This is a genomic window from Candidatus Clostridium stratigraminis, from assembly GCF_045310675.1.
In the GTDB taxonomy this organism is placed as follows: domain Bacteria; phylum Bacillota; class Clostridia; order Clostridiales; family Clostridiaceae; genus Clostridium_AT; species Clostridium_AT stratigraminis.
Genome location: NZ_JBJHZZ010000002.1, coordinates 55,238 through 74,507 on the forward strand (window position 1 = coordinate 55,238; position 19,270 = coordinate 74,507).

Annotated in this window: 21 protein-coding genes and 1 riboswitch; of the genes, 18 read left to right on the forward strand and 3 right to left on the reverse strand. The window is 34.4% G+C overall.

Going from position 1 to position 19,270, the window contains the following annotated elements; translation table 11 throughout:
• The first annotated feature begins 31 nt into the window (after positions 1-31).
• The 6 genes from ACJDUG_RS04610 to ACJDUG_RS04635 all read left to right on the forward strand — a co-directional run bounded on the left by ACJDUG_RS04610 (position 32) and on the right by ACJDUG_RS04635 (position 5,718).
• The gene (locus tag ACJDUG_RS04610) at positions 32-730 is read left to right on the forward strand and encodes an FTR1 family iron permease (RefSeq protein WP_406768732.1); all 699 of its coding nucleotides are present in this window, start codon (positions 32-34) and stop codon (positions 728-730) included.
• A gap of 211 nt (positions 731-941) precedes the next feature.
• Complete coding sequence (locus ACJDUG_RS04615) at positions 942-1,304, forward strand: DUF1540 domain-containing protein (protein ID WP_406768733.1); 363 nt, start codon at positions 942-944, stop codon at positions 1,302-1,304.
• A gap of 122 nt (positions 1,305-1,426) precedes the next feature.
• Positions 1,427-1,608, forward strand: a riboswitch (Lysine riboswitch).
• A gap of 167 nt (positions 1,609-1,775) precedes the next feature.
• Positions 1,776-2,624, forward strand: coding sequence for a transporter substrate-binding domain-containing protein (locus ACJDUG_RS04620; protein ID WP_406768734.1), 849 nt, complete (start codon positions 1,776-1,778; stop codon positions 2,622-2,624).
• A 101-nt stretch (positions 2,625-2,725) separates the two neighbouring features.
• Positions 2,726-3,454, forward strand: a complete 729-nt coding sequence (locus tag ACJDUG_RS04625; protein ID WP_406768735.1) for an amino acid ABC transporter permease — start codon at positions 2,726-2,728, stop codon at positions 3,452-3,454.
• A gap of 43 nt (positions 3,455-3,497) precedes the next feature.
• Entirely contained in the window at positions 3,498-4,226 is a 729-nt protein-coding gene (locus ACJDUG_RS04630) for an amino acid ABC transporter ATP-binding protein (protein WP_406768736.1), read from the forward strand.
• A gap of 349 nt (positions 4,227-4,575) precedes the next feature.
• On the forward strand, positions 4,576-5,718 hold the full coding sequence (locus ACJDUG_RS04635; RefSeq protein WP_406768737.1) for a glycerate kinase family protein: 1,143 nt from the start codon (positions 4,576-4,578) through the stop codon (positions 5,716-5,718).
• A 103-nt stretch (positions 5,719-5,821) separates the two neighbouring features.
• Here ACJDUG_RS04635 and ACJDUG_RS04640 read toward each other — a convergent pair whose 3' ends face one another.
• From ACJDUG_RS04640 to ACJDUG_RS04650, 3 genes are all read right to left on the reverse strand, one after another.
• Positions 5,822-6,643, reverse strand: coding sequence for a hypothetical protein (locus ACJDUG_RS04640; protein ID WP_406768738.1), 822 nt, complete (start codon positions 6,641-6,643; stop codon positions 5,822-5,824).
• A gap of 91 nt (positions 6,644-6,734) precedes the next feature.
• Complete coding sequence (locus ACJDUG_RS04645) at positions 6,735-7,397, reverse strand: HAD family hydrolase (RefSeq protein ID WP_406768739.1); 663 nt, start codon at positions 7,395-7,397, stop codon at positions 6,735-6,737.
• A gap of 47 nt (positions 7,398-7,444) precedes the next feature.
• Positions 7,445-8,224, reverse strand: a complete 780-nt coding sequence (locus tag ACJDUG_RS04650) for an arylamine N-acetyltransferase family protein (RefSeq protein ID WP_406768740.1) — start codon at positions 8,222-8,224, stop codon at positions 7,445-7,447.
• A 363-nt stretch (positions 8,225-8,587) separates the two neighbouring features.
• Between ACJDUG_RS04650 and ACJDUG_RS04655 the strand changes: the two genes are divergently transcribed.
• The 12 genes from ACJDUG_RS04655 to ACJDUG_RS04710 all read left to right on the forward strand — a co-directional run bounded on the left by ACJDUG_RS04655 (position 8,588) and on the right by ACJDUG_RS04710 (position 19,127).
• The gene (locus tag ACJDUG_RS04655) at positions 8,588-9,202 is read left to right on the forward strand and encodes a TetR/AcrR family transcriptional regulator (protein ID WP_406768741.1); all 615 of its coding nucleotides are present in this window, start codon (positions 8,588-8,590) and stop codon (positions 9,200-9,202) included.
• A gap of 120 nt (positions 9,203-9,322) precedes the next feature.
• A complete protein-coding gene (locus tag ACJDUG_RS04660; RefSeq protein WP_406768742.1) occupies positions 9,323-10,066 on the forward strand; it encodes an HlyD family secretion protein in 744 nt (247 codons plus the stop codon).
• Positions 10,063-10,845 (forward strand): ABC transporter ATP-binding protein, encoded by a 783-nt coding sequence (locus ACJDUG_RS04665; RefSeq protein WP_406768743.1) that lies wholly within the window; start codon positions 10,063-10,065, stop codon positions 10,843-10,845. Before ACJDUG_RS04660 ends, ACJDUG_RS04665 begins: the two co-directional genes overlap by 4 nt.
• Before the next feature lie 5 nt (positions 10,846-10,850).
• Entirely contained in the window at positions 10,851-11,981 is a 1,131-nt protein-coding gene (locus tag ACJDUG_RS04670; protein ID WP_406769089.1) for an ABC transporter permease, read from the forward strand.
• Positions 11,982-12,164: 183 nt separating this feature from the next.
• Positions 12,165-13,226: a hypothetical protein gene (locus ACJDUG_RS04675; RefSeq protein WP_406768744.1), complete on the forward strand. Its 1,062-nt coding sequence runs from the start codon at positions 12,165-12,167 to the stop codon at positions 13,224-13,226.
• Between the two features lie 61 nt (positions 13,227-13,287).
• The gene (rlmD, locus tag ACJDUG_RS04680) at positions 13,288-14,643 is read left to right on the forward strand and encodes a 23S rRNA (uracil(1939)-C(5))-methyltransferase RlmD (protein ID WP_406769090.1); all 1,356 of its coding nucleotides are present in this window, start codon (positions 13,288-13,290) and stop codon (positions 14,641-14,643) included.
• Between the two features lie 514 nt (positions 14,644-15,157).
• Positions 15,158-16,636 carry an Lsa family ABC-F type ribosomal protection protein gene (locus ACJDUG_RS04685; protein ID WP_406768745.1) on the forward strand — a complete coding sequence of 493 codons (1,479 nt, stop codon included), beginning with the start codon at positions 15,158-15,160 and terminating at the stop codon, positions 16,634-16,636.
• Positions 16,637-16,753: 117 nt separating this feature from the next.
• Positions 16,754-17,701 (forward strand): metallophosphoesterase family protein, encoded by a 948-nt coding sequence (locus ACJDUG_RS04690; RefSeq protein ID WP_406768746.1) that lies wholly within the window; start codon positions 16,754-16,756, stop codon positions 17,699-17,701.
• Between the two features lie 199 nt (positions 17,702-17,900).
• Positions 17,901-18,224 carry a PadR family transcriptional regulator gene (locus ACJDUG_RS04695; RefSeq protein ID WP_406769091.1) on the forward strand — a complete coding sequence of 108 codons (324 nt, stop codon included), beginning with the start codon at positions 17,901-17,903 and terminating at the stop codon, positions 18,222-18,224.
• Entirely contained in the window at positions 18,224-18,571 is a 348-nt protein-coding gene (locus ACJDUG_RS04700; protein WP_406768747.1) for a DUF1048 domain-containing protein, read from the forward strand. Before ACJDUG_RS04695 ends, ACJDUG_RS04700 begins: the two co-directional genes overlap by 1 nt.
• A gap of 9 nt (positions 18,572-18,580) precedes the next feature.
• Positions 18,581-18,880: a DUF1048 domain-containing protein gene (locus tag ACJDUG_RS04705; protein WP_406768748.1), complete on the forward strand. Its 300-nt coding sequence runs from the start codon at positions 18,581-18,583 to the stop codon at positions 18,878-18,880.
• Positions 18,881-18,938: 58 nt separating this feature from the next.
• Entirely contained in the window at positions 18,939-19,127 is a 189-nt protein-coding gene (locus ACJDUG_RS04710) for a cysteine-rich KTR domain-containing protein (RefSeq protein ID WP_406768749.1), read from the forward strand.
• Positions 19,128-19,270: the final 143 nt, after the last annotated feature.

Consider the following 19,270-nt stretch of genomic DNA (forward strand, 5'->3'; position numbering starts at 1 on the left):
GTATCAAGTAAATATAAAGGGGGGATGTAAGATGATGAACGTAAGTATAATTACTTTAAGAGAGTGCATTGAAATGCTCATAGTTTTAACAGCACTAACTACCTATATTGTTAAGCTAGACAAAAGAGAACTTACCAAGTATATATATTCTGGTGTTCTTGGTGGCCTTGCTGTAAGCTTTCTTGCAAGTTTTTTCCTATATAGTCAAACTGCATACTTAAGCGGATATACAAAAGAGCTCTTTAATGGTTCGTTAATGCTTTTTCTCTCTGCCATTGTTGTGTATTTTATTATATGGATGAGAAGGCAGAAGAAAAATTATAATTTACCAATTGAAGAAAGATATAATATTAAACTTACAGGACTAGGTTTATTCATATTTTCCTTTTTAACAGTATTTAGAGAAACTCTTGAGATAATAATTTTTATTATTCCTCTTATGACAGAGGGCACTTTAGCTATAATTATAGGTGCCTTAATAGGTTTTGCAATGTCCTTACTAGTCATGCTCCTGTTCTATAAGACAAGCATAAAGTTAAGTATGGGCCTCCTATTTGATCTTATTTCAATACTCATGATATATGTAGGTGCAAGCATGTTTGGAGAAGGCATAAGCCTTATATTTCCTAGTGGAGGGGCACAGTTACAACAAGTAGGAATGCTTGCTTATGGAGTTCCAGCCATGTTTATATTTATTAAAATCATAATTAAGGATTATATTAAAAAGTAGTATATTTTATCTAATAATTGGTAAAAATAAAAGAATGCATAATAGTGCAACTGATTCATTTTATTACTTGGCAGCTTAAGCTGCTATTTTTTTTTGCTAATCCAGAAGATTTAATTTTCTTTAAAAAATATTCAACAAGCAATTATAATGGAATAAAATTTTCATTATTGTGTAAAATATGGTTAACAATATTGAGAAAGGTGGTTTTTTTATGAATGGTGACTTGAGCTGCAGTGCTCTTAGCTGTGTGCATAATATGAGTGGACTTTGCTCAGCAAACCAAATTCATGTTGTAGGAAGCAGCGCTCACAGCAGTGCTCAAACAATGTGCAATACCTTTGCTGAAAAGGGTATTAAGAATGCTTTTACTCATCTTACTAATATGAATTTTGGCGGTGAAGTTAAGCAGTTGTTTACCAATACCTCAATTGAAATGAGTCCTATAATTAAATGTGATGCTCTTAACTGCAACTATAATGATAATAGAGCTTGTTCAGCTCCACACGTACAGGTTCATGGGCCAGATGCTAGTTCCATTGAAGGAACCCAATGTGAGACATTTGTAAAATATTAAAAAAATTTTATAAAAAATTTAGTTGTAAACAGTTACATTTACAATATTATACAACTAGATGTTGACATATTTAATTAATTGTTATAAAGTAAATATAACAATTAAATAAGACCTCACTTTTACGGTGGGGTAGAGGCGCGGTGCTTATTAGTCCTTAGCGGAGCTTGAGAAACATTGAAACTAGGGAGAAGGATTCATCGCCGAAGCTTATAATATTCTCTATATTATTTGCTGGGTCTGCAGTTAAGAGCTGCAGGACTGTCTCAATAGACTACCCGGTTTATTGAGTTGTGCTATCTCATTTGGGAAATGTAGGGGTTTAGGAGCAAGTGTGCACATTGCGGCCTGAGGTTACCTCAGGTCTTTTTTTGTTCAAAAAAAGACTGAAATGAGAAATTAAAAAATCCAAATGAAAGATTAGCCTTTTTTAACTGCAAAAGCAGAAAATATAATAAAAAGGAGATATGTAAAATGAAAAGAAAATTTTGGTCATTAATGGCAATGTCACTATCAGCAGTATTAGTTTTAGGAGGTTGCGGGACAAGCAATGCCTCAAAGGATACAAAGGCACAGGCAGCAAATGATGCTGGAACCTTTAGAATTGGACTCGAATGTGGATACGCACCCTTTAACTGGACGCAATCAGACAGTTCAAATGGTGCAGTTAAAATAGATGGCAGCGCAGAATATGCGGGGGGCTATGATATTGAGATAGCTAAGAAAATAGCAGATGGACTTGGGAAAAAATTAGTGGTAGTTAAAACTGAATGGGATGGTCTTGTACCAGCCTTGACTTCAGGTAAAATAGATGCAATTATTGCAGGTATGTCACCAACAGAAAAACGTAAAGAGACAATAGATTTCACAAATAACTACTATAAATCAGATTTAGTTATGGTAGTTAAAAAAGGCGGAAAGTATGACAACGCTGCATCAATTCAGGATTTCAGCGGAGCAAAGGTAACTGCTCAATTAAATACCTTCCATTATTCAGTAATAGATCAAATAAAGGGTGTTCAAAAGCAGCCTGCCATGGATAACTTCCCGGCAATGAGAGTTGCACTACAAGCAGGTATGATTGACGGCTATGTTTCAGAACGTCCAGAAGGGGTTAGTGCTTCTGCAGTAAACTCAGCTTTTAAAATGGTAGAGTTCAAAGACGGCTTTGTTACTTCACCAGACGATACAGCAATTGCTGTAGGTGTTGCTAAGGGCAGTGATTTAACTGAAAAGATTAATAAAATTTTAGCCACTATACCTGTTGATCAGCAAAAATCCATTATGGATAGTGCTATTAAGAATCAGCCAGCAGCAAAATAAATAATATAAAAATTATTAAGACATTATAGAGGGGGCTTGGCTTAAATTAGATTTTAGATTGGACAAGCTACCCGGCACAGATAAAGCAGGAGTGATTAAAAATGAGTTTTCAATGGGTATTAAAAATTATTACAGATAACTGGCCAATGTTCCTTCGAGGAGCGGGCATGACACTTTTTATTTCAATGATTGGTACTATTTTAGGTTTTTTTATTGGTCTTATAATAGGTGTTGTACGGACTATACCAATGCCTGAAAGAGGTATAAAGAAGATATTTCTTAAAATTATAAATTCTGTTCTTTTTATATATATAGAATTATTCCGTGGAACCCCAATGATTGTACAAGCTATGGTAATCTACTATGGTTCTGCTCTAGCTTTCGGAGTAGATATGAACAGGTTAACAGCAGCAATTTTTATTGTTTCAATTAATACAGGTGCCTACATGTCTGAAATTATACGCGGAGGTATTGTTTCAATCGATAAAGGACAAACTGAGGCAGCACAGGCTATTGGTATGACCCATCTTCAAACTATGGTTAATATTGTACTGCCTCAGGCAATCCGCAATATCCTACCGGCAATGGGTAATGAATTTGTAATTAATATAAAAGATACATCAGTACTTAACGTAATTTCTGTAACAGAGCTCTATTTCCAAACTAAATCAATTTCAGGAAATAATTTTAGATACTTTGAATCCTTTTTCGTTGCATGTATTCTTTATTTTATAATGACCTTTACAGTAACAAGAATTTTACGTTTTATAGAGAAGAAAATAGATGGACCAGAAAATTACACTATGTATGCTAATCAGATGCAGGTATAGGAAATGTATTTATAAAAATAAAAATTGCAAGGAGATTAGGAAAATGGAAAATGTAATTGAGGTTCAGCATTTAAATAAATCCTTTGGAACTCATGAAGTACTAAAGGACATAGATTTCTCAGTAAAAAAAGGAGAAGTAGTATGCATTATAGGTTCTTCTGGCTCAGGAAAATCAACACTTCTTCGCTGCATTAATCTTTTAGAGAAACCAACCGGCGGAGAAATTATCTACAGCGGAGAAGATATTTTAGATGATAAGCATAATATATATAAGTATCGTACAAAGCTAGGTATGGTATTTCAGCAGTTTAATTTATTTGACAATCATAATGTTCTGCATAATTGTATTGTTGGACAAATAAAGGTACTGAAGCGCTCAAAGGAAGAAGCTAAAAAGGTAGCCTTAAAGTATTTAAGGGTTGTAGGCATGGAGCAGTATGTTAATGCCAAGCCAAAGCAGCTATCTGGGGGGCAGAAGCAGCGTGTAGCAATTGCTAGAGCACTTTCAATGGAGCCCGATGTTATTCTTTTTGATGAACCAACCTCAGCACTGGATCCTGAAATGGTTGGCGAAGTTCTAAAGGTTATGAAGGAACTAGCTCAAAGCGGTCTTACAATGCTTGTAGTTACTCATGAAATGAGCTTTGCAAGAGAAGTATCAGACCGTGTTGTATTCATGGATAAAGGTGTTATAGCAGAAGAGGGAACTCCGGAGCAAATCTTTACCAATCCTAAAGTAGAGCGTACAAAAGAGTTTTTAAAAATAATTTAATGGCATTCGCATAAGAATTACTTATTTAAAATTTAAATGGTATTTATATGAGTTATTACTTATTGTGTAAAAGATATATAAAGTGATTTTTGAAGGAGCAGCTAAATGCAGCAGGAGAAACGTCCCCCTGCCGCGTTTAGCCGTTCTTTTTTTAGCTTGCCGCATTTTAAAATTTCTGAAAGGATAGGAAGCTGAAATGCATTAAGAAATATTTCCTAAATAAAAAAACAGCTATATTAATTAGAATCATAGACTAATCAAAATATCTGGGAGCTAAAGGTATTGCTTTTTTAGCAGGGAAATGGGAAACTGAACATATATTCAATTGAATGAAAGGCAGGTGGATTGGATGAAGGTAGTTATTGCAATTGACTCTTTAAAGGGCAGTCTTACATCAGTTGAAGCTGGTAATGCTATTAAAGAGGGAATCTTGAATGTAACTGATGCAGACGTTATTGTTAAACCATTAGCTGATGGCGGAGAAGGAACCACTGAGGCATTAGTTGAAGGCCTTGGCGGAGAAATGGTTAGCATTTGTGTTATGGGGCCTCAAAGGGGTAAAATAAAGGCTTCCTATGGATATATTAGTGAATCAGCTACGGCAATTATTGAAATGGCAGCAGCTTCAGGGATTATATTAGTTGGAACAGAAAAAAATCCTATGGAAGCAACAACCTATGGGGTGGGAGAAATGATTAAAGATGCCATAGTGAGGGGGTGCAGGAATTTCATTATTGGTATTGGAGGAAGTGCTACTAATGATGGCGGTATTGGGATGCTCACAGCCTTAGGCTTTGAATTTCACGATAAAAATGGTAATAAATTAGGGTTTGGAGCAAAGGATTTAGGTAAGATTTCTGCAATTTCCACTGAAAATATTATGACTGAGCTTTCTAAATGTAATTTTAAAATAGCCTGCGATGTAATTAATCCTTTGTGCGGGGCCAACGGAGCCACCTATATTTATGGCCCTCAAAAGGGCGTAACCGAGGAGATAAAAGAAAAATTGGATAAGGATATGGCTCATTATGCGCTGGTAACAAAAGAGCATTTTAAGAGTGATTATTCTGAGACTCCCGGAGCTGGAGCAGCAGGTGGTCTTGGATTTGCCTTCTTAAGCTATTTAAATAGTGAGCTGCAGCCGGGAATTGAATTAGTTTTAAGTGCGGTAAAATTAGAAGAATGTATTAAAGAGGCTGATTATGTAATTACAGGAGAAGGATGCCTGGATGAGCAGACAGCAATGGGGAAGGCTCCAGTGGGAATAGCAAGGTTAGCTAAAAAATATGGCAAAATTGTTATTGCCTTGGCTGGCAGTGTTACTGAAGATGCAGTCAAATGCAATGAAAAGGGTATAGATGCATATTTCTCAATTTTAACAAAAGCTATTTCACTGCAGGAAGCCATGGATCACGAAACTGCAAGGAAGAATGTGGTTAAGACCACAGAACAAATTTTTCGGCTCATAAAAGCTGTAAGGGCATCCGTATGAGTTATTACTTATTAAAATTAAAAGGCCGCCTTTTGTGTCCTATTAAGTAATATGCAACTTTGCTGCTACCTGTAATAGTTCTATTAATGATATTTGTAGATGCCTATGGATTTGCAGAAAGTTCTGTTTCAATATTCTTTTGAGAAAATTCATACCAAGTTGCATTCTTTTTCTCAGATTGTTCCTTAGAGAAAGAATCAAAGGATTCTTTTGTAACTAGCTTATTATTAACTAAGTATGTTATGGTTAAGTTTGCACCATTTTGACTTGACTTACTGTATCCTAGCATGTCAGTTTTAGGGGCATTTGGCTCAAAGCTTAATTTTCCCCAACCATTATCTGCTGCACTGTTTGAGAAATGAAACGTTCCATCTGCTTTTAGTTCTTCTAAACCCCTGTATACAATAAGGTATCCATGAACTACACTATTCATATAATGCAAGATTTCATAAAACTGTGGCTCACCACCTACTGACAATTCAAGAACAACTTCAGGCTTATTGTCGCCGTCCATGTCTAGTACCGTAAAGTGTGTTACCTTGAAGATGGTTCCATAAATTTCTTTATTAGATAAAAAATCATTTAAATATAAACTTTTTTTATTGTCTGTGCTAAAAAATTCAGCCTTATTTTGTAATACTGCTTTATATGCTTCCAAGGTGAAATTATTAGTTAAAACCTGATTATTTGTATTCTTATTTTTGTCATTTGAAGAACTAGAAGAAGGACTTGGTGGAACACTGCTGTTAGGTATGTTGTTACTATTTGTACTACTTATATTACTGTTACTATTTGTAGTACTCGCACTATTTACATTACTAGAACTACTCGTACTACTGATATTACCTAAATTACTATTAGAGCATCCAGAAATTGAAACACCTAATAGAAACACAAGAAGCATACTTATAATTTTGACTTTCATTCAAATCACTCCTGTTAAATCCAAATTACCATTTGTTTATTTTATAATACAGCAGTTTACAATAGTTTACGATAAAGAAATTAAGATGTTACTAATTTGAAGATAATATAAACTTCTTAAATGTTTCTACTGTTGAAAAATAGTAGTCTGAGTTATTTCTCATGTACTCTTCTATTTCAGGAATTATGTGAGACCATCCTGCTGCTGCAAAGGTTACATTACAGCTTCTTGACATATCTAATCCTGGTTTCAGATCATCTAAAACTAATATTTCATCTGCATTTAAATTAAATCTTCTCATAATTTCTATAATTGGGTATGGATTTGGTTTTCTCTGGTACTCTTCTAAGTCCCAGCCAAATATTAAATCCGGACTTAAATCACAATGTAAACTGTAGTCTCTTAATATTTGTTCACTTTCTGAATGTGATACAACACATATTATTCCGCCTAATTTTTTATATTCTTTTATTAGTTCAGTAAAACCTGGATAAAAGTCACGGGATTTTTCTTTTGTATAGCTTTTCCATACTTTGTATTGGTATTCTTGCTCCTCTTTGCTGAATTTTAGTACATCCTTACACAACTCAGAAAATCCGGGACTAAAACAATATGAGACAAATTCTTCAAGACTCAAGGGATTCATATTAGGTCTTAATTTTTTTAGGGCATTTATAAAGGATGGGTAATGGATGTCAGGTGTGCTTTTAACTACTGTATCATCATGGTCTAAAATTAAGCAGCGGTATTTCAATTTAATTTCCCCCTTAACTACGTTAAACAAATTCTTATCTAATTTTACTAATCATTTATTTTTATTTTAAAATATTTTTCAAGAGTGTCATCAATTTCTTCTTTATTTTTTAACTCCACTTTTTTTATTACTTTTGCATTTTCATAAAATTTTAAAGTGTCGTCTACAAGTGTAATATTAGATGTATCAGTAAAAATAGATATCTTTTTATAACCAGTAAAAAGCGATTGTGGATGTTTTTCACAGAAGAAAGAAGGCATAACATAATCAATATCCTGTTGAGGTTCTTCTGTAAAGCCATAAATTCTTTTCCAGCTCTTATTTTTCTCCTTCTGCCAAAGAGTATGTCCATAAAAGTCATCTTGCTCAAATTTATATTCACTTACACCATCATTTTGTATTAATCCATCTATGAATTTCAGTGCAGTCCTAGGGGATTCATTTCTCACACCCACATCGCATATATAGATACCATCGTTAGTTGTTACCTTAAGTATTCGATGACTTCGCATCTTAATAGTAGTGTCATCATTGGCAAAACGCCCTGCCAAATTTGTAACATTAAATCCAAGGCTTTTTAACAAATTGCTATATAATCCGTTTAACTCAAAGCAATAGCCCCCCCTAGGCTTTAATATCATTTTTGTAAATAAGTCTTCTGAATTAAGAGACAGCGGAACTTGGTTTAAAATATCCAAGTTTTCATATGGAATATTTTTTAAATGAGCAATTTGTAATTGTTCAAGTGTTTTTCCGTTCAATTCAATCTTCTTATTGTACCCAATTTTATGTAAGTAGATATTGATTTGCTCTTCAGTATATAACATAATTGATGTTCTCCTTAATTATATTTTAAATATTTAATGACGTATATTTTGATTTTAAATCATTACAATAGGTAAGGTGTAAATCTATTGTAACACAACTAACAATAATATTACTTCTAATAAAAAGAAATCAAGTTAGATACAATAATTCAGAAAATAAAAATATCCTTTTATAAATTATAGATTGAAAATAAAAAAGTTCTCTGTTTAAGAATTGACTACTCTAAATAATGGATTTATAATAAAAGTGAGTAATCACTCATTTACTAAAGCGTATATATTCATGCTGAAATAAGTCTTGAAATATTAGATGTAATCAGCTAATCATTAAATTATTAACATAAATAAAAGGAGCGTGATAACTTGACCCGAGGAAACAGAGAAGAGGAAATACTTGAGGCGGCAGTTAAGATATTCTCCGACAAGGGCTACAGCGCTGCAACCACAAGTGAAATTGCAAAGGAAGCTGGAGTTGCTGAAGGAACTATATTTAGATATTTTAAAACAAAAAAGGATATTCTAACTAAGGTAATGGTAAAGATGGTTACTGTTATGGGTGAAAGAATAATGTCCAAAAGACTTACAGAAATCTTTGAAAACAACAAGCATCTAAACGAAAGGGAACTGCTTAAATACCTTTTAAAGGATAGGCTTGCTATTGCCCTAAAGTATTTTGACATGGTTAAGGTTGTTTTAACGGAAATACAATACCATGAGGACTTAAAAGAGGCTTTTATAAATAATATTATTATGAAGGGCAAGGATATTTTGTCACTTTATTTTGAAGAAGGAATTAAAAAGGGTATTTTTAAAAATATAGACATAAATATTGCTATAAGATCCCTACTTGGAATGATGGGAATGTTTATTGTACAAAAACAATTTATGCCTGAACTAATTACAATTGATGATGATAAGCAGCTGGATACCATGCTGGATATATTTTTATATGGTATTTCAAATAAAATTAATGAGTAGATTGATTTTGCCTGTTAGTGATTAATGAAGCAAGTTTATGGAGGCCTGTCCAAGTGGAACAATTCTTTTGTCTATCTAATTACATAAAAAACAAAGAAATTCATAAAGGGGGAATTAACGGTGAAAAAAATATTAACATTATTAATGACCTGCACAATTTTAGCAGCTATTACAGGCTGCACAGCAAAACAAACTGAGGATATCAATAAATATACAGCTACAGTTGAGGCTGAAAGTGTATATATTCCATCAGAGACTAATGGTAAGTTAACTGATTTATCTATCAAGCAGGGAGATACAATTAAAGAAGGCGATAAAATTGCTGTTGTTGATACATCTGCACTTGTGCTTCAGAAAAAACAGGCAGAAGCAGGTCTAACTATGGCAAAGCTTAAGCTTGATGATTTGCCAAGTAAGGCTTCAGACAATGTAAAACAGCAGGCACAGGCAGCAGTTGATCAGGCACAGGCCGCTGTAGACTTAACTAAGCTTCAAATTTCAAAAGCCGCAATTACTTCCTCAATTGCTGGAACAGTTTCAGATGTATTTATTCACAAGGGAGAAATGGCTGCTCAAGGAATGAATATTGCCAAGGTAATAAATCTTAAGGACAAATATATTAAGGTTTATGTAGAAGAAGCTAAGAGAAACGCTGTTAAGCTCGGTGACAGCTTACCTATATACTATAATGATAAAAAATTAGCAGATGGCAAGATTGTATTTATAGCGCCTCAATCTGAATTTACTCCTAAAAATACAGAAAGCAAAAGTGACAAGGATAAAACTGTGTTTGAAGTGAAAATTAGTTTAAGTGATGCTGCTGATTTATACCCAGGTATGATGGTGGATGTGGTGATAAAATGAATGCAATAGAAGTAAAGGAATTAACGAAGAACTTTGGAAGCTTTACTGCTGTAGATGGTATTAGCTTTGAAGTACCTAAGGGTAAAATCTTTGGCTTTTTAGGGCCTAATGGCTCAGGGAAATCCACAACAATACGAATGCTTTGCGGTGTGCTTACTCCTACAAAAGGTACAGCAGAGGTGCTTGGCTACGATGTAGAAAAAGATGCAGAGAAAATTAAGCAAAATATTGGCTATATGTCTCAGAAATTCAGCCTTTACGAGGACCTTACTGTAAATGAAAACCTTGATTTTTATGCGGGCATCTATGGCCTTTCTAAGACACTTAGAGAAGAAAGAAAAAAGGCAATCATTGCTATGGCAGGCTTAAATGGAAGAGAAAAGAATATAACTAAGAATCTCTCAGGGGGCTGGAAGCAGAGGCTGGCTCTAGGTTGTGCTCTTATTCATAGGCCTCAGTTATTAGTGCTTGATGAGCCTACAGCTGGGGTTGATCCCGTATCAAGAAGGATATTTTGGGAGATGATTTATACTTTAGCAAAGCAGGGAATAACTATTCTAGTTACCACTCATTATATGGATGAAGCTTCTAGCTGCGATTTATTAAGCTTTATATTTGATGGTAAAATAATGGCCACTGGCACACCTAAGGAGCTCATTGAAAGAGAACAGGTGAACAACTTGGAGGATGTGTTTATTAAATATGTGGAAAAGTCAACGAATCAAAAAATAGAAGCCTCCTTTGAAGAGCTTAAAAGCATTATAAAGGAAGATAGGTGATGGGGATGAATTTCCAGAGGTTTAAGTCTATTATAAAAAAGGAATTTATACAAATAAAAAGAGATAAGGCAAGCTTTGGAATAGCTATTGGAATGCCCATAATGATGATACTCTTATTTGGTTACGCAGTAACAACACAGCTTGAAAATATTTCAACCGTTGTGCTGGATCAAAGTAAAACCGCTGAAAGCAGAGAACTTATTAAAAGCTTCCAAAATACTTTATATTTTAATATTAAGGAAGAGGTAAGCAGTATGGATACTGCCGAAAAGGAAATAAACAGCGGTACAGCTCATGCAGCTATTATAATTCCTCCTGATTATTCAACCTTAGTATTAAACAAAGAGAAACCTACTATTCAGCTTTTAATAGATGGATCAGATCCCACAACAGCCCGAACTGCTTTTAGCAGCGGGGTTTTGGCAGGACAAAGTCAGGGACTTAAGGTAATGTCAAGCCTAAGTGAGAAGTTATCACAAAAACCTCAGATTGGCGGGATTGATGTAAGTACAAAAGTGCTTTATAATCCAAGCCTTAGAAATCAAAATTATACAATACCAGGACTTGTAGGGCTTGTAATGCAGAATATAACTGTATTGCTAACAGCCTTTGCATTAGTACGTGAAAGAGAAAGAGGAACTATAGAGCAGCTTATTGTCTCTCCAATAAAGTCCACTGAGCTTATACTTGGAAAGCTTGTACCCTATGTTATGATTGGCTTCTTAGACTTTTTGTTCTCCTTAGCACTTGGAATGATGTGGTTTAATGTACCTATTCACGGTAATCTTGGACTATTATTATTCTTAGGAGCCGGCTTTGTAATATGTGCTCTTGCCATTGGAATACTTATATCAACTGTTTCTAAAACTCAGCTTCAGGCAATGCAGCTTAGCGTAGTTACGATTTTACCCAGTGTTCTTTTGTCAGGTTTTGTATTTCCAAGAGAAGCTATGCCGAAAATAATACAGCTTATCGGCTATGTTCTTCCCTTAACTTATTTCTTGAATATATTAAGAGGCATAATAACAAAGGGGGTAGGAGTGGAATATTTGTTTAATGATGTAGCGCTCCTGTTTGCTCTAGGACTGATATTATTAGTTATAAGTATTGTAAGATTTAGAAAGAAGTTGGATTAGACTAATGGCATCCACATGAGTTTTCCTAAGTTCAGAAATTACGACAATAAGATGTAAATAATGCAATTAATAATCAATAAAAATGTAAACAAAAATAACGTGCTACTTGCTAGACAATATGATATAATAACATCTACATTTAGCGTTATGACATAAATCTAACATGAAGGAGTATTGGTTAAAATGAACCGAAAAAACAAATTCACTGTTATTTCTGTATTTATATTTATATTGATAGTGTCTACTCCATGTTTTGCTTATCTGATACATCGACATAGTAACCGGGTTTACATTGAACATCAAAGTATAATAAAAATAAACAAAGAAAAAGAAGCAAAAAAGGATTATCTTAAATTAGTAAATACTAATGCGAATGCCCTAAGACATTTAGATATAAAAACTTATGACGGATTTAACCAGCCAATGCATCCTGATGTTCTCTTTATAAGTTCTGGCTTTCATGGATTTAACTACTGGATGGCTTATACACCTTATCCTTATGAAAATGACGATTTTGAAAATCCATGTATATCAGTTAGTAATGATGGGCTTAAATGGATAACCCCAAATGGACTTAAAAACCCCATCGCGCCCCCTCCTAAAGATGTTTTAACTGGAGGACACTTTAGTGATACTGATTTAATATTTGATAACAACGAGCTTTCAGTATATTATGTTTACAATAAAAAAAATGTTTTGGGACCATCTAAATTTTATAGGTCAACTTCAGGTGATGGGATAAATTGGTCAAAACCTCAGTTGATATACCAGTGCAAGAACCCAATTTCGGGATATTCACCAGCAGTCATCAAAGAAAATGGCATTTATAAAATGTGGTATATAAGTGAAGGCAATATTATGTCCTATGTTACAAGCAAAAATAGTTTAGACTGGAGCAGTAGAGAAACTTGTAAAATCAAAATCCCAGGTTGGACGTCCTGGCATATTAATGTGATAAAGTCTAATATAGGGTATGAAGGTTTATTAACTGCTAGAAAGAATCAAGAAGGCTATACCGCATTATTTTATATAAAAAGTACTAATGGGATTGATTGGACTGCAAGTGAAAACCCCACAATTTACCCTTCAGCCAATGGATGGGATTCTCATAACATTTACAGATCTTCATTTATAATTCAAAATAATCAGTATCGTGTATGGTATTCTGCTTGTGACTATAATAATAAATGGGGAATTGGGTATACCAGTGGTAAAACAATGGATTCTTTAAGTGGAATGCGTTAACAACAAAACTAACAAGGATTTTAAAGTAATAATTCATGTGAATGCCACTAAAGGAGAAATTATGGTTGAGAAAAATAAAGAATATATTATAGAAATAACATCACTTGGCTTCGAAGGCGAAGGTGTAGGTAAAATTAATGATTTCACTGTATTTGTGCAGGGAGCCTTAAAGGGTGAAACTGTTAAAGTAAAGATAGTTAAGGTAGCAAGGAGCTATGCTCATGGTAAGCTAATGGAGATTATAAAGCCATCTGAATTTAGGGTTGAACCTAAGTGCGGAATATATAAAAAGTGTGGTGGCTGCCAGCTTCAGCATATGACCTATGAAGCACAACTTGACTTTAAAACTCAAAGGGTTAAAGATGTTATGGAGAGGATTGGAAAGCTTCATAATGTTGTAGTCCATGATGCCTTAGGCATGAAGGTTCCTTTTAGATATAGAAATAAGGTGCAGCTTCCTGTAGGATATGCAGATGGAAAGGTTCAAATAGGTTTTTATGCTCCAAGAAGCCATAATATAATCGATATGTATAGCTGCCTTATTCAAGATGAAAGTGCAGATTTGGTAGTTAGGCTTACAAGGGAATGGATAACAAAATTGAATATTAAGCCCTATGATGAAACTACTGACAGTGGGCTAATTAGACATATAATGGTGAGAAAAGGCTTCAAAACTGGAGAAATTATGGTAGTTCTAGTTACTAAGGAAGAAAAGCTGCCTTATTCTAAAGAATTTATAGATATTATGGTTAATAATATAGATGGCTTGAAAAGCGTTATTCAAAATATTAATAGTAATAAAACAAATATCATACTTGGGGATAAAAATATAACCTTGTGGGGACAAGATAAGATTTCTGATTATATTGGTGAATTTAAGTTTAATATTTCACCTCTTTCCTTCTTCCAGGTTAATCCTGTGCAAACTGAGGTTTTATATAAGAAGGCTCTTGAGTATGCTAACTTAACTGGAAATGAAACTGTATTTGATGCCTACTGCGGTACTGGAACCATTTCTCTATTTTTATCTCAAAAGGCTAAGAAGGTTTATGGAGTAGAAATAGTACCTCAGGCAATTGAGGATGCAAAGAAAAATGCTGTAGAAAATTATATTACAAATGCAGAATTCTTTACAGGAGAAGCAGAAAAGGTAATTCCAGAGCTTATTGATCAAGGCATAAGTGCTGATGTTGTAGTAGTAGATCCTCCTAGGAAAGGCTGCGAGAAAAGTCTTCTAGAGGCCATAAGTAAAATGCAGCCAAAGAGAATTGTTTACGTGTCCTGTGACCCAGCAACTTTAGCTCGAGATCTAGCCATACTAAATGAATTAGGCTATGAAACTGTTGAAGTTCAGCCAGTGGATATGTTTCCGGGAACGTTTCATGTTGAAAATTGCGTATTATTATCAAGAAAATAAGTTAAGCATTTAAACAAGGTTAACAAGGAGTGTGCTCCATGAAGTCCGCAATAAGGATTGATTCACTCATTATTGACTTTTCCCATGTATAATAGTATACTGATAAAAAATATGAAATTTGAGGTGAAAAAATGATTAATATTTCTTGCTAATTTTTAAAGTACATTTAATACAAAGATAAACAGCTGCGTTCTGTTTGTTTTGTTGTACTTATGCAAGAAAGTTATTCTTTTTTCTCTTAATATATACACTTGTGTTATGCTATAATGATTAGCTTAACTACGTATATCTATAAGCTGTAAGAATAATTAATTCTTGCAGCTTTTATTTTTTTAAAAATAATTCAAATAAGGAGGATAAATAATATTATGATAAATAAAGACACTTTGCTAACACATGATAATCTCCATATAGAGTCGGATACTGAAGGCGACACTTATATGGAGTAATAACATGGTCGCCTATTGTTCCGACTTTGTTATTTATACTATTAAATACAGAGGAGGACAAAAATATGTCTTTAATAAATGTTACAAACCTAACTTTTGCTTATGAAGGTAGTTATGATAATATTTTTGAAAATGTAAGTTTTCAAATTGATACCGATTGGAAATTAGGCTTTACTGGAAGAAACGGAAGAGGAAAGACTACTTTTCTAAATCTTTTGCTTGGGAAATACGAATATAATGGAAACATTTCATCTGATGTGACTTTTGAATATTTTCCTTATGAGGTGCAGGAACAAAGTAATTTCACTATAGATGTCATAAGGGAGATTAGTCCAAATTCAATGGATTGGGAAATAGTAAAAGAATTATCTCTGTTAGATATGGACTACGATGCTTTATATAGACAGTTTTATACACTATCTAAAGGAGAACAGACCAAAGCATTGTTGGCTGCTATGTTTTTGAAGGAGAAATCCTTTTTACTTATTGATGAGCCTACTAATCATTTGGATGCAGAAGCTAGGCAAAAATTAAGTAATTACTTGAAAAAAAAGAAAGGATTTATTCTGATTTCTCATGATAGGTCTTTTTTGGATAATTGTGTAGACCATATCTTGTCTATTAATAAAACTAATATTGAAATACAAAAAGGAAATTTTTCTTCATGGTGGAGAAACAAAGAATTACAAGATGGTTTTGAGCTAGCCGAAAACGAAAAATTGAAAAAGGATATTAACAGACTTACCAGCTCGGCAAAACGTACTTCTACGTGGTCAGATAATGTTGAAAGCAGCAAGCATGGAACTACTAATTCTGGGAGTAAATTAGATAAAGGATATGTTGGACATAAAGCTGCCAAAATGATGAAGCGTGCTAAAAATATAGAAGCTAGACAACAAAATATGATTGAAGAAAAATCAAAGCTTCTTAAAAATATTGAATCTAATGAAAGTTTAAAAATAGTACCGCTTACTTTCCATGATAAAAAGCTTGTAGAACTTACAGATGTTGCAATTGAATATGATAATAGAATTGTCTGTAAGGGAGTAAGCTTCACTATAGAGCAAGGTGAAAGAATTGCTATTCAAGGAAAGAATGGCAGCGGAAAATCAAGCATATTGAAATTAATTTATGGAGAAGACATCCCCCATAGTGGAATTGTAAGAAAGAATAATAAGTTAATCATTTCTTATGTTTCACAAGATACTTCAGGTTTATATGGTAACTTATCTGAGTATGCAGATAAACATTGTATTGACGAGAGTTTATTTAAATCCATACTTAGAAAACTTGATTTTTCAAGAGAGCAGTTTGAAAAGAATATGGAGGATTTTAGTGGAGGACAGAAGAAAAAGGTATTGCTTGCAAAAAGTTTATGTGAACGGGCACATTTGTATATTTGGGATGAACCATTGAATTTTATTGATGTCATTTCTCGTATGCAGATTGAGAAATTGTTAATTGAACATGAATCTACAATTTTGTTTGTTGAGCATGATAGTGCGTTTTGTGAAAATGTTGCAACAAAAGCAATAAAATTGTAAAGGTAGTGATCTTGAGGATTTTTCCAATAGGCAAATAGAATAATCCTCCATTAAGAACCTTAAGCACCCCCAAAGAATACTGTATATTATATGTAAAAAATATGGAGGAGGATTAATATGGAATTTGGTGCTTATCCCATACTACATTTTCCTACTGGGTCAAGCAGCAATAATACAAATATACGGGGGAAACGCTATCGTTTTGTTGTTATGGCTGACTCACGGGGAAGGGATGATGGTATTAACGAAAGAATTTTAAGAGATTTATTGGAACAAATCTCAAAATTAGACCCGTTACCAGAATACATTGTTTACCCAGGGGATCTAGTCTCAGGCAGCCGGAGGACGGAAAGATTAAGGCCCCAATTAGAAAAATTCAAGAGTGTCTTTACTTCATATTTTCCAATAGAAATGTTTCTCCCAACAGTAGGAAATCATGAGGTTGGAAGCGTCCCAGTGGATCTTGAAAGGGAAAAAGTATTTGCAGAAGTGTTTTCAGAATTCAGACCGCATGGACAATTACGTAATTACAATAGAACAGTGTATTATGTAGATTTGGGTCACATCAGATTAATTCTTCTCAATTCCTATCATTATCAAGAAAGTTTTCGAATTACAGGAAGACAACTGGAATGGTTTGACGCAGTATCTAAAGCTGGTGGACAACACAAATTTGTTTTTGTTCATGGCCCAGCTTATCCTACCGGTGCCCATATTGGGTCTTCCCTTGATCGTTATCCTGAAGAAAGAGATCGCTTCTGGAAGGTGGTAGACGACAACAATATTGATATAGTTTTCCCAGGGCATGAGCACAACTATTCCCGACGTCTAATTGATAGTTCTTTTAGTACCAGAAAGTATCAATATAACAGAGAAGTTTATCAAGTTGTAACCGGTGGAGGAGGAGCACCGTTAAGAGACGCATATTCTAGTAAAAAAGGGGTTATTGTCCCCCCGGTTCCTCAATACCACTTTATAGTTGTAGACGTTGAGGATAATCTTATTATGGTTCATGCCATTTCTTATGAAGGAAGAACAATAGACCAGTTTACTTTATCCAAATAGAACAAAGCTTAAAAAACTTAAAATTCTATTAAACTGCAGCATGCTAAAACAAAGTCTTTGAAAATGCCAATTTCACGGAATTTTCAGGGGCTTCTTTTATTTTTAAATATATTGACACCACGGCTATTGCGTGTTACTATATAGTAGTAATAAGTAATACTGAATATCGGTAATACTAGATAGTGAAGAGGTGATTGGTCTGGAAAATATTACAGAAATGTTAAAAGGTATACTAGAAGGCTGTGTTCTTGAAATCATCAGCCACGAGGAAATCTATGGATACGAGATCACGCGGCGGCTGAATGCCCTGGGTTTTTCAGATGTTGTAGACGGTACAGTCTATACCATATTGGTACGGCTTGAGAAAAACAAGCTGGTGGAAATTACGAAAAAGCCATCCGATATGGGACCGCCGCGAAAATTTTTCACCCTTAATGACGCGGGATATGAGGAACTACGGAAGTTTTGGGGGAAGTGGGAATTTGTATCATCAAAAATTAAGGAGTTAAAGGAGAAAAAGTAATGAATTTTTGGGAAAAAATCACGGGAAGCGACATGACTAAAGAAATGAAAGCTTTTAAATCTAGAGCCAAGAAGCTACCGGCTGATTATCAAGCGGCATGGGAAAAAATTAATGATAATCTTTGGCCTCACTCAGATTTAACTGGTCGCAACCTAATGCCAATTCTCGACGGTGTACTTGGCCTACTTGAAGAAACAGCTTCGGAGGGTCAGAGCATACAAGAGGTTTTGGGTGACGATATCAAAGGCTTCTGTTCAGCACTCATGGGCGAAGAAGGGGCAAACTCTTTTCGCGACAAGTGGCGCAAGCAACTCAACAATAATATCGTTAAAAAATTAGGTAAATAGGAGGATAAAATGAAAATACAAGATATCATCCAAGGCAAAAAAGAGTGGCGAGCGCATGTGGCGCGTGTCAAAGCGCTCCCAAAAGATTATCAAATTGTATATAAAGAGATTCAGAAATATATATTTAAGGTCGGACCCATTGAGCTAACTGGCGAGTCGGGTTTGCTCACGGGAATTATCGATCTTTTCGAAGAGGGCGCAGCCTTGGGGAAGGGCGTGCTGGAAGTTACGGGCGGTGACGCAGCGGCTTTCTGCGACGATCTTATCAAAGATTCAAAAACTTATGCTGACAAACATCAAGAATCTTAATGTTTGTAGTCACTAAAATGATAGTGGTAACAAAAAAATCAACTAAAGGGATGGTAGAGTGTGTAAATACCAGTGGATATTATGCCCGGTCTGTGGCAGCAAAACAAGGGTCAAGATAGGTGTTGATACAGTACTTGAAAACTTCCCACTATTTTGTCCCAAGTGTAAACAGGAAAGGATAATCAATGTAAAACAACTGAATATATCAGTTATTAAAGAACCAGACGCTAAGACGCAGAGCCGATAACATGTGAGTGAAATCACAGTTGTCGGCTCTTTTTTATAATAACTACTCATGCTGCATCGAAAGGATTAAATGCAGACTTGAGGTTACTATTTTATAAAGGAGGTTAAGTCCTAAACGGACTTTAACGGGTAAATTATGAGCGG

Coding starts and splice junctions, on each gene's coding strand:
- ACJDUG_RS04610 (WP_406768732.1), top strand. CDS start 32: ATGATGAACGTAAGTATAATTACTTTAAGAGAGTGCATTGAAATGCTC.
- ACJDUG_RS04615 (WP_406768733.1), top strand. CDS start 942: ATGAATGGTGACTTGAGCTGCAGTGCTCTTAGCTGTGTGCATAATATG.
- ACJDUG_RS04620 (WP_406768734.1), top strand. CDS start 1,776: ATGAAAAGAAAATTTTGGTCATTAATGGCAATGTCACTATCAGCAGTA.
- ACJDUG_RS04625 (WP_406768735.1), top strand. CDS start 2,726: ATGAGTTTTCAATGGGTATTAAAAATTATTACAGATAACTGGCCAATG.
- ACJDUG_RS04630 (WP_406768736.1), top strand. CDS start 3,498: ATGGAAAATGTAATTGAGGTTCAGCATTTAAATAAATCCTTTGGAACT.
- ACJDUG_RS04635 (WP_406768737.1), top strand. CDS start 4,576: ATGAAGGTAGTTATTGCAATTGACTCTTTAAAGGGCAGTCTTACATCA.
- ACJDUG_RS04640 (WP_406768738.1), bottom strand. CDS start 6,643: ATGAAAGTCAAAATTATAAGTATGCTTCTTGTGTTTCTATTAGGTGTT.
- ACJDUG_RS04650 (WP_406768740.1), bottom strand. CDS start 8,224: ATGTTATATACTGAAGAGCAAATCAATATCTACTTACATAAAATTGGG.
- ACJDUG_RS04665 (WP_406768743.1), top strand. CDS start 10,063: ATGAATGCAATAGAAGTAAAGGAATTAACGAAGAACTTTGGAAGCTTT.
- ACJDUG_RS04670 (WP_406769089.1), top strand. CDS start 10,851: ATGAATTTCCAGAGGTTTAAGTCTATTATAAAAAAGGAATTTATACAA.
- ACJDUG_RS04675 (WP_406768744.1), top strand. CDS start 12,165: ATGAACCGAAAAAACAAATTCACTGTTATTTCTGTATTTATATTTATA.
- rlmD (WP_406769090.1), top strand. CDS start 13,288: ATGGTTGAGAAAAATAAAGAATATATTATAGAAATAACATCACTTGGC.
- ACJDUG_RS04685 (WP_406768745.1), top strand. CDS start 15,158: ATGTCTTTAATAAATGTTACAAACCTAACTTTTGCTTATGAAGGTAGT.
- ACJDUG_RS04690 (WP_406768746.1), top strand. CDS start 16,754: ATGGAATTTGGTGCTTATCCCATACTACATTTTCCTACTGGGTCAAGC.
- ACJDUG_RS04700 (WP_406768747.1), top strand. CDS start 18,224: ATGAATTTTTGGGAAAAAATCACGGGAAGCGACATGACTAAAGAAATG.
- ACJDUG_RS04705 (WP_406768748.1), top strand. CDS start 18,581: ATGAAAATACAAGATATCATCCAAGGCAAAAAAGAGTGGCGAGCGCAT.